The sequence below is a fragment of the Kosakonia arachidis genome, assembly GCF_900116535.1.
Taxonomy (GTDB): Bacteria; Pseudomonadota; Gammaproteobacteria; order Enterobacterales; family Enterobacteriaceae; genus Kosakonia; species Kosakonia arachidis.
This window is the reverse complement of the sequence record NZ_FPAU01000005.1, coordinates 179,271-192,042: the sequence shown is the minus strand read 5'-3', so window position 1 is coordinate 192,042 and position 12,772 is coordinate 179,271. Positions and strand designations below refer to the sequence as shown.

The window sequence follows — 12,772 nt, the reverse complement described above, 5'->3', positions numbered from 1 at the left end:
TCAATGTTAGTCAGTACATACTATCAATAAGAAACGCGACAGCTATTGTTTCTTAAGTGTGAAAAGTTTGTTTTAAGTGTGCTTCAAAAACGCGCGCTAACGCCCATGCTGTATAAATAATGCTGCCCCGGCGTTACATTGTCCGACTGCGATAACGACGCATAAGCGGCAAGGTGTGGGTTCAACAGCATATCGGCACCTAAGGCCACATCCATCCAGTTACCGTACTGATTCGCCGCCATTAAGCGAGTAAGCCCGGATTGGCTTTTCCAGACATTATCACCGAACTGCTGATTGAAACTGATTTTCGCCCACGGGCGAAGGTCGCCAAAACGGCTATCAAGGCGCCATCCAAGCGAGCTAATACTGGCATGCCACAAGGGATCGCTGTACGGGACGGTGGTCGCACTGTCGCCAAATTCGTTATACATTGACGTGGTTGAGCCATCATAATGCCAGGCCGCAACCGGACCGGTGGTAACGCTGCTGACCAGTGGAATATTCAAGCCAATACTCATGGTGGTGATCGGATCTAACGGTGTGTCATCCGGCAAATTCAGGGCGATACCCGGCGAATTTTGCGCAGAGCGGATGCGCTCTTCCAGAATATCGTTATAACGTGGTTGTCGTTCGCTATCCCAGGTATAGCGTTCGGTCGCGTTACTTTGCGGGTCGGTAAAAATATATTCTTGCTGCCACGCCACCGCAGGCTGAGCAAAAAGCAGACACGCAGGCAGCAGCGCCAGCGAAAGGCCACTGTTTTTTATTTTCATCAAGTTGCGACTCCAGAAAAGAGCCGAATCCGGCGTATTCGTTATCATTGTTTATGGGCTAGTGCCCTTTACTAAATATTGTCTTTCTGGTGTGCGCGTCAAGGCAGGCGGACGTTTATTTTACCAGGCATAAATGGAGTAAGAATATGCAGCGTTGTGGTTGGGTTACTCAGGATCCTCTATATCTCACGTACCATGATACCGAGTGGGGCGTCGCGCAAAGGGACGGTAAAAAGCTGTTTGAAATGATCTGCCTGGAAGGGCAACAAGCTGGATTATCGTGGATTACCGTATTGAAAAAACGGGAAAATTATCGCGCGGCGTTTTATCAATTCGAGCCAGAACGCGTGGCGGCGATGAGCGAAAAAGATGTGGAAATTCTGCTGCAAAATGCCGGCATCATTCGCCATCGCGGCAAGATAGAAGCCATTATTGGCAATGCCCGCGCATACCTGGCAATGTCGCAAAACGGCGAGTCATTTTCAGAATTTGTCTGGGGGTTTGTCGGTAACACGCCGCAAATCACCCAGGCTGCGACGCTCAGCGAAATTCCAACCTCGACAGCGGCGTCAGACGCTTTATCAAAGGCGCTGAAAAAACGCGGCTTCAAATTTGTCGGCACCACCATTTGCTACTCGTTTATGCAGGCCTGCGGTCTGGTCAATGACCATATAACCGGCTGCTTTTGCCACCCGGGAGGTATGCATGATCCGCGCGTGGCATAGCCAGGATCTCTCGCCGCTGCTGACGCTGTGGATGGAAAGCACCTGTTTTGCTCATCCATTTATCGACACGCGCTACTGGCAGGAGAGCGAAGCGCTGGTGCGTAATGCCTATCTCCCGTCGGCGAAAACCTGGGTCTGGGAAGTGAATGGCGAACTGGAAGGGTTTATCAGCGTGATGGATGAACAATTTATCGGGGCGCTGTTCGTGCGCCCCGCCGCCATCGGTCAGGGAATTGGCAAAGCGCTGATGGATCACGTCAAACAGCGCTTTCGTTGGCTAAGCCTGGAGGTATATCAGAAAAACGAACGGGCGGTGAAGTTCTACCATGCACAGGGCTTTCGTATTGAAGAGAGCGCCTGGCAGGAAGAGACTCGCCACCCGACGTGGATCATGAACTGGCAGGCGGATCAAAGGCCGTCAGCGTAAGCGCCGGACCGGTATATTTCTCTACCCATGCCAGCGCCGTGTTTCCTGAACATCCATTGCCCAGACGCGAGCTGGGCAGATCTTTGGTCAGCACATTCACGGCGCCGTTTTTACAGATACCGCCCGCCGCAGGCTCCAGATCCGGCCAGGCACCTTCGTGAATACAGATCACGCCAGGCTTGATACCCTCGGTTACTACCGCCCCTGCCAGGACCTGTCCACGCGCATTCCAGACGCGCACGACATCGCCAGCGACAATTCCGCGCGCCTGCGCATCCGCGGGATGCAGGGTAATGGGCTCGCGGCCTGCAACGGCGTACAGTTCACGTAAACGGGTAAAGTTAAGCTGGCTGTGCAGGCGATGCGCCGGATGGGCCGACAGCACCTGCAACTGATCCGGTTCGGCATTACCGTGCCATTCGTCTGGCTCCAGCCACATCGGATGCGGTGGACAGTCAGCGTAGCCAAAGCTGCGAATGCGCTCCGAGAAGATTTCGATTTTGCCGCTCGGTGTTTTCAGCGGGAAGTGTGCAGGGTCACGACGGAAATCTGCAAAGCGCACAAAACGGCCGTTCTGCTCGCTTTCCGGCATCTCAATCAGCTGATTTGCTTCCCAGAATTCGGCAAACGGCGGTAGTGTCACCTGCTGACTGACACCACGCTCAGCAGCAATATTGTAAAAAGTTTCCAGCCACTGAAGTTCGCTTTTGCCTTCAGTAAAGCGCTCGCGGCCACCTGTTTCCCAGCGCTCGCTCAGTTCGGCAAACACCTCCCAGTCATCGCGCGCTTCATACTGCGGAGCGACCACGCGCTTCATCGGCACCAGATGTTGATTACTGTAATCGCCGGTCATCGTCAGATCGTTGCGCTCAAACGAGGTGGTGGCAGGCAGAACGATGTCCGCATGCTTCGCTGCCGCGGTCCAGAAACACTCCGAAATCACCACCAGATCCGGATTCTGCCAGGCGCGGATCAAGCGATTGGTATCCTGATGATGGGTGAAATTCGCGCCGCCTGCCCACCAGACAAAACGGATCTGTGGAAAGTGCCTGTCCATACCATTGTGCTGATAAGGCGCGCCGGGGTTTTCCAGCGCTTCCACGATACGGGCAACCGGGATTTTATCCACCGCGTCAACGCCGTCCTGCACCGTGCCCTGCATCGACGCCAGAACAGCTGCGCGCCGCGTCGGGTTACCACCGTTGGCAAAATGGTAAGAGAGACCAAAACCGCCACCGGGCGTGCCAATCTGCCCGATCATGGCGGCGAGCGTGACCAGCATCCAGTGTTTCTGCTCACCATACTGCTGGCGCTGCATACCCCAGCCGGACATCAGCATTGTGGTGTTTTCATGGAAAAGTTGCGCAAGCTCGCGGATTTTAGCCGCATCGATGCCGCAAATTGCGGCTGCCCATTCAGCCGTTTTCGCCGTGCCGTCCTGCTCGCCGGTCAGGTAGGCGGCAAACGTGGGGTAACCTTCTGTGCAGCGGACCAGGAAGTCGTCATCCTGCCAGCCATTTTCCACCAGAGTATGGGCAATGCCCAGCATCAGGGCGACGTCGGTTCCCATATGCGGAGCAATCCACTCCATGCTGTCACCAAAGAAATCGACGGTTTCCGATCGCATCGGATCGATACAGATCACCCGTTTCCCGCTTTTACGCAGCGCATCAAAGTAAGGAATGCCCTGTTCGTCGGTCGCATTCCAGGCAATTTTCAGGGTGTTGAGCGGGTTCGCACTCCACAGTACCACCACCTCACTATGCTCCAGAATCAACGGCCAGCTGGTCTGCTGCTGATAAACTTCGTTGCTGCCGACGATGTGCGGCATGATTGCCTGTGCCGCGCCGGTGGAATAGTCACCCAGATGACCCGTGTAACCGCCCGCCAGGCTCATATAGCGTTGCAGCAGCGTCGCCGCTTTATGCAGTACGCCGTTAGATCGCCAACCATAGGAGCCAGCAAAAATAGACGACGGGCCGTAGCTGTCGCGGATTCGCTTGTGCTGAGCGTGGATCAGCGCCAGCGCATCGTCCCAGCTCACGCGCACAAATTCGTCCTGCCCGCGAACCCCCTGCGGATTTGACGGCGAAGCGAGAAAGCCTTTGCGTACCATCGGGAAGCGCACGCGCGTCGGGCTGTGTACCTGCTCCTGTACCACGGTTTGCAGTGAGTTAGGGTGGCGAGTCGGTAACGCGCCGCGGGAAGCGAGCACATTTTCACCGTCGGTATCGACCAGTATCGGCCCCCAGTGGGCCGCCGTAAGAACTGTTTTGATAGCAGGGTTTGCCAAAGCGCGCTCCTGAATAGCTTGCAGGTGATGGCGGCACAATGCCGCTCTGATGTTCTGTTTGCTCTATCATCCACAGCAGCAGTGTAATCGCAAAGAATTAAACGTCATTACGCGTTCACTCCGGGCAATATGCGTGTGTTAGTGCTTGATTGCCCGCGATTTCGCGCTAAGGTGTGGGCAATCATTTACGGCGAGGGAAGCAGCAATGGCGAAAACAGCGCGCCCAACCATTAGCGATGTGGCAAAAGCAGCGAAAACGGGGAAAACCAGCATTTCACGTTACCTTAACGGTGAAAAGCATCTGCTATCGGCTGCCTTGTTGGCGCGTATTGAGCAGGCCATTGCCGATCTGGATTATCGCCCAAGCCTGATGGCACGCGGTCTTAAACGTGGTCGAACCCGCCTTATCGGCCTGATCATCGCCGATATCACCAACCCCTATTCAGTGCATGTGCTAAGCGGCATAGAAGCTGCCTGCCGGGAAAAAGGGTTTACGCCGCTGGTCTGTAATACCAATAACGAGCTGGATCAGGAGCTGCATTACCTCGACTTGCTGCGCAGTTATCAGGTGGAAGGTATCGTAGTGAATGCGGTCGGCATGCGTGAAGAGGGGTTAAACCGGCTGCAACAATCCGCCCTGCCGATGGTACTGATTGACCGTAAAATCCCTGATTTCGCCTGCGATGTGGTCGGCCTGGATAATACCCAGGCCGCCACCACGGCCACAGAGCACCTGATTGAGCAGGGTTTTGAAGCGTTGCTCTTTCTCAGCGAACCGCTAGGAACGGTAAACACGCGCCGCGAGCGGCTTAGCGCCTTTCGTGCTACTCTCGCCCGCTATCCGGGCGTGATGGCGGAAAACGCCGAAGTGCCGCTGCATGAAGCTGCACTAATGGACAATGCCCTGCGCCAGTTCCATGCCCGCCACCGCGGGATGCGCAAAGCGGTGATCTCCGCCAACGGCGCGCTGACCTTACAGGTAGCACGTTCACTCAAACGCATTGGCCTGAACTGGGGCAGCGACATTGGCCTGCTCGGTTTTGACGAGCTGGAATGGGCCGAGCTGGCGGGCGTAGGTATTACCACTCTCAAACAACCAACCTGGCAAATCGGTTATGCCGCTGTAGAGCAAGTGGTGCGGCGCATTGAGGGCCAGAGCAACACGGTACGTGAACAACTCTTTTCCGGCGAACTGATCGTTCGCGGCTCCACCTCTCGTTAACGATAGTGCGTGATAGCGATCATAAATTCAGCATACTGCACTTTTCTTTGGAACCGGTTCCATCTAGCGTTAAAGACAGAACCTATTTGCTGTCTTTGCCGGGGAGCCGGAGTATGCCGAGAAAAATTATCGTTGTTACCGCCGCATACGGTCATGACACGATCCACGCAATGGGCGGGCAGATGGCCCTGCTGCCCATTATCGCCACCGCCGGAGCTGACGGCGTAGAAATCCGCCGCGAGCTGCTGAGCAGCGAGGAGATCGGCCATTTACCCTCGCTGGCATTCGCCATTGAAATGCACAACCTGCAAGCTTGTTACTCCGCGCCGGAGCCACTGTGTCTGGCGGATGGCACGCTCAATCCTCGTTTACCTGCTTTGTTGCATGAAGCCCACACGCTGAAAGCCCGCTGGCTGAAAGTCTCGCTGGGCCATTTTACCGATCAGGCGGTACTGGCAACCCTGCGCGACTGGCTGCTGACCAGCCCGGTGCCACTGGTGGTAGAAAATGACCAGACGGACTGCGGCAAACTTGCGCCGATGCTGCGCTTTAAAGCCGCCAGCCATATCCTCGCGCTGCCAGTGACACTGACATTCGATACCGGCAACTGGCTGTGGGTCGGTGATTCACCCGAAGAGGCTGCACGCCATCTGGCGCCCGCAATCAGCTATATCCATGTCAAAGCTGTTATCACTCACGGGCACACTTTTCACGCCGTACCGCCGGATGAGGTCGATGCCCGCTGGCTGGCGCTGCTTGATAACCTGCCCGCCGATGCGCCGCGCGGTATTGAATTCCCCCTGCAGGGCGACGACCTGATTGCCGTTACCCGTCATTACGTTGAACTGTTACGTAAGGAGTCACGCCATGCATAACACGCTGGATGTCATCACCATTGGCGAAGCGATGGCCATGTTTGTCGCCACCGAAACCGGCGACCTTGCCGATGCCGGACACTTTATTAAACGCGCGGCAGGCGCAGAACTGAATGTCGCGACGGGCCTGTCGCGGCTGGGGTTGAAAGTCAGTTGGGTCAGCCGCGTCGGCAATGACAGCTTCGGGCGTTTCATCCTCAATACGTTGCGCCGGGAGGGAATTGATACCCGTTGCGTGACGTTGGATGGACGCTTCGCTACCGGGTTTCAGCTTAAATCTAAAGCTGAAAATGGAACCGATCCCATTGTGGAGTATTTCCGTAAGGGCTCGGCGGCCAGCCATCTGTCGCCGGAGGATTTTAATGCCGACATCTTTAGCCAGGCGCGCCATTTGCACGTTAGCGGCGTGGCGGCTGCGCTGTCAGCAACCTCTTATGCTCTACTGGAACATGCTGTCGCGCGGATGAAAGCGCAAAACAAAACTATTTCATTCGATCCCAATCTGCGCCCGGTATTGTGGAACAGCGAAGCCGAAATGGTGGAGAAACTTAACCGCCTCGCTTTTCAGTCCGACTGGGTTCTGCCGGGGATGAAAGAGGGTTTCATTCTGACCGGCCAGCACACACCGCAAGGGATCGCCGATTTCTATCTGCAACGCGGTGTTCAGGTAGTGGTGATCAAAACAGGCGCAGATGGCGCATGGTTTAAAGCCGCCAGCGGTGAGCAGGGCGCAGTGCCGCCAGTGAAAGTGGAAAATGTTGTCGATACGGTCGGTGCCGGGGATGGTTTCGCCGTGGGCGTACTGAGCGCTCTGCTGGAAGGCAAAACACTGCCTGAGGCAGTACGCCGGGGTAACGCCATCGGCGCTATGGCCATTCAGGTGCCGGGCGACAGCGAAGGATTACCGACCCGCGCGCAGTTAGGCGCGTTGTAGTTGTTAAGCCTGAAGTTGTAAAGCCTGAAGTTATTCAACCAAAAACATCCGCCGCACTGTGCCCTACACACAGGCGGTAAGTAACCTCAACCATAGAGGCAATCTTATGAGTAACGCGACAAATTCGTCCAAACGCTGGCTGTACATCATGCCGATTGTATTTATCACCTACAGTCTGGCGTATCTCGACCGTGCGAACTTCAGTTTCGCCTCCGCCGCCGGTATCAATGATGACCTGGGCATCACTAAAGGCATCTCTTCACTGCTCGGCGCGCTCTTCTTTCTCGGCTACTTCTTTTTCCAGATCCCCGGCGCGATTTATGCAGAGCGTCGCAGCGTCCGCAAACTGATTTTTATCTGCCTGATTTTGTGGGGCGGCTGTGCGTCGTTAACCGGGATCGTCAGTAATATCCCGATGCTGGCCGCCATCCGCTTTATTCTCGGTGTGGTGGAAGCTGCGGTCATGCCCGCGATGCTTATCTACATCAGCAACTGGTTTACCAAATCGGAACGCTCGCGCGCTAACACCTTCCTGATCCTCGGTAATCCGGTCACCGTACTGTGGATGTCGGTGGTTTCAGGCTATCTGATCCAGTCCTTCGGCTGGCGCGAGATGTTCATTATTGAAGGCATTCCGGCAGTAATTTGGGCGTTTTGCTGGTGGGCGCTGGCGAAAGACAAACCGGCGCAGGTAACGTGGCTCTCAGGCGATGAGAAAGCGGCATTGCAGGCCCAGCTTGAAAAAGAGCAGCAGGGCATCAAAGCCGTGCGTAATTACAGTGAAGCCTTCCGCTCACGTAATGTCGTTCTGCTATGCCTGCAATATTTTGCCTGGAGCATTGGTGTATACGGTTTTGTACTGTGGCTACCGTCCATTATTCGCAGCGGCGGCGAAAACCTGGGCATGGTCGAAGTGGGCTGGCTCTCTGCCGTTCCGTACCTTGCCGCAACGCTGGCAATGATACTGGCCTCATGGGCTTCCGATAAACTGCAAAACCGTAAACTGTTTGTCTGGCCGCTGCTGCTGATTGGCGCGTTCGCTTTCATCGGCTCATGGGCGGTTGGCAGCGACCATTTCTGGATCTCTTATACCCTGCTGGTGATTGCCGGTGCAGCAATGTATGCCCCGTACGGGCCGTTCTTCGCCATCATCCCGGAGATGCTGCCGCGCAACGTTGCCGGTGGCGCAATGGCGCTGATTAACAGTATGGGCGCGCTCGGCTCATTCTGCGGCTCGTGGGTAGTGGGTTACCTGAACGGCGCAACCGGCAGCCCGTCGGCCTCGTACATTTTCATGGGGGTAGCGCTTTTCGCCTCTGTGTGGCTTACTTTAATTGTTAAGCCTGCTAACAATAAGCACATTCCGGCAGGCGCACCATCACAAGGGAGAACCGCATGAAGCCGTCTATCATCCTGTACAAAGCCTTACCTGATGATCTGCAACAACGTCTGGCCGAGCATTTCACCGTAACCCAGGTTGCCAACCTGAAACCGGAAACGGTGCAACAGCACGCTGAGGCTTTCGCCACTGCACAAGGGCTGCTGGGTTCCAGCGAGACAGTCGATGCTGTGCTGCTGGAGAAAATGCCGCAGTTGCGCGCGACGTCAACAGTCTCGGTAGGCTATGACAATTTTGATGTGGACGCGCTGAACGCACGTAAGATTTTATTAATGCATACCCCGACAGTACTGACGGAAACGGTCGCCGACACCATTATGGCACTGGTGCTGAGCAGCGCCCGCCGAGTGGTGGAGGTCGCCGGGCGGGTAAAAGCGGGTGAATGGACATCCGGTATTGGTGCTGACTGGTTTGGTGTCGATGTGCATCACAAGACAATGGGCATCATCGGGATGGGCCGTATCGGGTTGGCGCTGGCGCAACGCGCGCACTTCGGTTTCGGCATGCCGATTCTCTATAACGCGCGTCACCATCACACTGAAGCGGAAGCGCGCTTTCAGGCGCGCTATTGCGATCTCAATACCCTGTTGAAAGAGTCCGACTTTGTGTGCCTGGTGTTGCCGCTGACGGAAGAGACACATCATCTGATCGGTAAAGCGCAGTTTGCAATGATGAAAAAATCGGCGATCTTCGTTAACGCCGGACGCGGCCCTGTGGTGGATGAAAATGCGCTGGTGGAAGCCCTGCAAAACGGCGAGATCCATGCGGCCGGGCTGGACGTCTTCGAGAAAGAACCGCTGCCCGTTGATTCGCCGCTGCTGTCGCTGCCCAACGTCGTTGCACTGCCGCATATTGGCTCCGCAACGCACGAGACACGCTACAACATGGCGGCCTGCGCAGTGGATAACCTGATTGACGCGCTCAATGGCAAGGTGGAGAAAAACTGTGTCAATCCGCAGGTTGTGGGCTGACGGTTTACCCTGCTGCGGATCGAGCAGGAGGCGGGATCTCTCCCGCCGCCCTCTCACACTACTGTACACGCGGTTCCACATACCGCGGTTCATGTTAACGCGGGAACTGCCTTTGCAACTCCACCAGTGATATTAAGCCCAGCTTTTGAACATTCCAGCCTTTATTGCCTGGTTCATATGGCTGGCTCCCAGGCAGGCTCCACCACGCTCAGGTTATTACCCCTTAGCGGGGGTGTGAAGGACCTTCACCTCTTAATCCCTCTTTAGTCACCACAGATAAAGAACAGCACGATGTCCGTCGCACACATAAAAAAGAGGCGATTAATCGCCTCTGCAGACTAATGACAGTTAACCATCTCTTATCTACGTAGCAGCGTTTCTTATATTTCTGTCATGGGAACACCAGGGTTTAATGCTGCTAACTTGTTTATTACTCTTTTTTTCGCTTTTCGTTCCATACTCCTAAACAGAGGGTGGCCCGTAACCCTTTTCGGAGCATATATTATTTTTTTTATTTTCAACGGCTCAGTTGGAGGCAAGCCTGGGTAGATATTAATAAAGGGTTTGCATACAACCAGTATCTCATTATGTCTCTGAAGATCAGACCTATTAAGTATATATTTTGGTGAATTTATTTCATTATATGAATGACCATTTTCACCAGGCCATGCATGCCGTCCCCCGGGCTTACCTTTCCCAGATAAAATAGCATCTGTCAGTGCATAGGTGTTACGATTATTTATGCCTGCATGATTAGGAAACCAGACATCTTCGGCAAATGTACCTAAAATATTTTGCGGTGCAAAGTCTAATACAAATCCAATCTCAAAAAAAATCCCGGTATCCCGACGAAGTTCTTCCCAACTTCGCAAATTTTCCATTTTATCTCTAACATGCTTAATCTTATCCAAATCAATTAAGGATGAAGACAGCACATCCCATTGTCTGAAAACAGAACACGCATCCTTAAGAAAAAGTGGAGAGCTATTTTCATAAGCAGGGTTTATTGTATGAATTAGCACTTGAGTGTCTTTCAGGTTTCGCCACTCTGACAACTTTGCATGTAAACTTTTCTCATTCTTACATTCTCCTAACATTATTTATACTCCATTAAATAAGAACAATAATTTATCACTAGATAATAAGTTTTGAAAAACAGGCCGAAACATCTATTCTAACAATTCGGGATATATAATTAAGTAAATTCCAGGCTTTAATAATTAGCTATATTGCTTTACCCCCCCTCAAAAAAAATCATCCGACTTTGCCATCAGTATCATCTATTATCGATAACAGATACAGTGCGTTAAATGCCGCAATATTTCCTGCGACAGATTTTATATCTGCTGCGCGTGAGGCTGACTATTTTTTTGCCGGAGACCTAATTAACTCTACAGATGAAATACCACCTCGTTCCCGCTCCCTACATATTTCCCACGGAAACGTTTCAGTTCATATATTGTTATATATTCCCTTTTTCCGCTCAGTACTAATCAGTTTTGCGTCGTACTCATCCAGGTCGGCAGTAATTTTTTCATAACTACGCTCGAATGGTAAATTGTTTGCCTTATCTTGCCATTCATGACTCCATTTCTGACTGGCAAGATTGCCCGGTCACGCCTTTTCAAAACATTTAGCAAGGAGCGCACCTTTTAGAAGTAATTCATCACTTGGTCGTACTGCGATCCAAATCAATAATGGCGCTAACTAGCATAAAATTTCATTAGGATGGCTTGCCAGATCTTTCTTCTCAATATTCCAGGTTACTACATCATCATTTAGAAATCAGCTTAACACTTCATTAAGCAGCAGGAATAACGAGGTTCTTTCCATATACTTTATGCCTGACATAAGCAGTACGGCAGCAATCATACTACCCAGTATGCCTACACAAACTTCTTGAAAAAGGTGCTTTTGCTTTATCTCATTGCTAAAAATATCCTTTGCGAACCTTAATAAAATAATGCAGATTCTTCAGAGAATGTTTACACCGCGCATCTAATTTCACAGCTTCTGCATAAAGCAGGTTAATGTTTTCAGCAATATTGTTGGCCACCCGTGAAAGTCACCCTCACTGCCAAATAGACACCTTGCACCACATCCGTATTCTCCATATCCAGGCTCATGTCGAGAAATATCCGACTTTGCCGGGTTTCCCTTTATTAGTTTTCAATTACTGCGAGGTGGCAACCAAAGTCATTTTTTCTGCTTCGTTGCAGGGAAACGACAGCCAGGCGCTTTCCTGTATTTAACCTGTATCCTTATAGGCCTGCTGCACTTGTCACCTGATTTGAACAAATAATCAGTAATCAAGAGTAGTAAATTGCTGTTTATAACCGTATCAGTGTGCTATTGCAGTTTTGTCCGGGCTTTTTCAGTGACCTCAAGAGGCGATGAATCGCCTCTTTATTTATTGTCTGCGCTCGCTTACTGCTGCGTGGCGCTAATGGTCGCGGTCCAGGCCTGATTGAACGCTTGATGCTGCGCCGCCAGCGGAGCAATCAGCGCGTTATACTGGCTGGCCTGCTGAGACGTCGGGAACTGGATACCGTTGGCAACAAAGCTCACCTGCGTGTCCTGCTGGGCAATAAAGTCGCCAACCTGTACCAGTTGCTGAGTAAAGACCTGCGCCGCCGGGATCAGCGGTTGCAGCGCGTTGGCCGGATTGGTGACCACTTTGGTATACACCTGGTCAAACACCGGCTTGAGATCGTCCGCCTGCTTTAACGCCGCATGAGAAGCATCCGCCTGTATTTTCGCATTCTGCAACTGCTGACTGAGTACGCCGAGCGAGCCATTGGCCTGACGAAGCGGTTCACGCTGAGTCATATAGTCCTGCGGTACGCGGATGGCGTTAACGCTGTCCACTACCGGACGCAGACCGGAGTCCATAGCCTGATTAACCTGTTGGGAATAGCCATAAATTACAGCATAATCAGAGACAAACGGGCCGAACTGTTTTTTCTGATCTGCCGTCAGAGCGGGCAGACGTTCGCTGCTACGCATTGCCGTATTTTGCAGGAAGTCGATAAACGCCTTGCGCTGATCGCCTTCTTTATCGAAACACCCACTCAGGCTAACTACCATTAATAACGCCGCAAGAGGCGCAAACCAGCGAGAGCAGGACTTTCCTGTCGCCATTTTCTTACTCCT

General features: G+C 52.9%; 11 protein-coding genes. 7 read left to right on the top strand and 4 right to left on the bottom strand.

Features of this window, described 5'->3' with window-relative positions; genetic code table 11:
• Nucleotides 1-83: 83 nt before the first annotated feature.
• The gene (locus BM427_RS18995) at nucleotides 84-773 is read right to left on the bottom strand and encodes an autotransporter domain-containing protein (RefSeq protein ID WP_090124214.1); all 690 of its coding nucleotides are present in this window, start codon (nucleotides 771-773) and stop codon (nucleotides 84-86) included.
• A gap of 146 nt (nucleotides 774-919) precedes the next feature.
• On the opposite strand from BM427_RS18995, the gene tag reads away from it, so the two are divergent.
• On the top strand, nucleotides 920-1,498 hold the full coding sequence (tag, locus tag BM427_RS18990; protein ID WP_090124211.1) for a DNA-3-methyladenine glycosylase I: 579 nt from the start codon (nucleotides 920-922) through the stop codon (nucleotides 1,496-1,498).
• Complete coding sequence (locus tag BM427_RS18985; protein WP_090124208.1) at nucleotides 1,479-1,925, top strand: N-acetyltransferase; 447 nt, start codon at nucleotides 1,479-1,481, stop codon at nucleotides 1,923-1,925. The genes tag and BM427_RS18985 overlap by 20 nt, the downstream gene beginning before the upstream one ends.
• Here the strand turns inward: BM427_RS18985 and BM427_RS18980 are convergent.
• On the bottom strand, nucleotides 1,888-4,218 hold the full coding sequence (locus tag BM427_RS18980; RefSeq protein WP_090124205.1) for a molybdopterin guanine dinucleotide-containing S/N-oxide reductase: 2,331 nt from the start codon (nucleotides 4,216-4,218) through the stop codon (nucleotides 1,888-1,890). The two genes, BM427_RS18985 and BM427_RS18980, sit on opposite strands and share 38 nt — an antisense overlap.
• Before the next feature lie 205 nt (nucleotides 4,219-4,423).
• On the opposite strand from BM427_RS18980, the gene BM427_RS18975 reads away from it, so the two are divergent.
• The 5 genes from BM427_RS18975 (at nucleotide 4,424) to ghrB (ending at nucleotide 9,619) form a co-directional block, all read left to right on the top strand.
• Complete coding sequence (locus tag BM427_RS18975; protein WP_090124203.1) at nucleotides 4,424-5,440, top strand: LacI family DNA-binding transcriptional regulator; 1,017 nt, start codon at nucleotides 4,424-4,426, stop codon at nucleotides 5,438-5,440.
• A 113-nt stretch (nucleotides 5,441-5,553) separates the two neighbouring features.
• The gene (locus BM427_RS18970) at nucleotides 5,554-6,315 is read left to right on the top strand and encodes a sugar phosphate isomerase/epimerase family protein (protein ID WP_090124199.1); all 762 of its coding nucleotides are present in this window, start codon (nucleotides 5,554-5,556) and stop codon (nucleotides 6,313-6,315) included.
• Nucleotides 6,308-7,249 carry a sugar kinase gene (locus tag BM427_RS18965; protein ID WP_090124196.1) on the top strand — a complete coding sequence of 314 codons (942 nt, stop codon included), beginning with the start codon at nucleotides 6,308-6,310 and terminating at the stop codon, nucleotides 7,247-7,249. Before BM427_RS18970 ends, BM427_RS18965 begins: the two co-directional genes overlap by 8 nt.
• Nucleotides 7,250-7,355: 106 nt before the next feature.
• On the top strand, nucleotides 7,356-8,648 hold the full coding sequence (locus BM427_RS18960) for an MFS transporter (RefSeq protein WP_090124194.1): 1,293 nt from the start codon (nucleotides 7,356-7,358) through the stop codon (nucleotides 8,646-8,648).
• Entirely contained in the window at nucleotides 8,645-9,619 is a 975-nt protein-coding gene (ghrB, locus tag BM427_RS18955) for a glyoxylate/hydroxypyruvate reductase GhrB (RefSeq protein ID WP_090124191.1), read from the top strand. Before BM427_RS18960 ends, ghrB begins: the two co-directional genes overlap by 4 nt.
• A gap of 380 nt (nucleotides 9,620-9,999) precedes the next feature.
• Here the strand turns inward: ghrB and BM427_RS18950 are convergent, their stop codons facing one another.
• Nucleotides 10,000-10,716: a hypothetical protein gene (locus tag BM427_RS18950; RefSeq protein ID WP_090124188.1), complete on the bottom strand. Its 717-nt coding sequence runs from the start codon at nucleotides 10,714-10,716 to the stop codon at nucleotides 10,000-10,002.
• Nucleotides 10,717-12,046: 1,330 nt separating this feature from the next.
• Nucleotides 12,047-12,760: a DUF3053 domain-containing protein gene (locus BM427_RS18945; protein ID WP_090124186.1), complete on the bottom strand. Its 714-nt coding sequence runs from the start codon at nucleotides 12,758-12,760 to the stop codon at nucleotides 12,047-12,049.
• Nucleotides 12,761-12,772 lie beyond the last annotated feature (12 nt).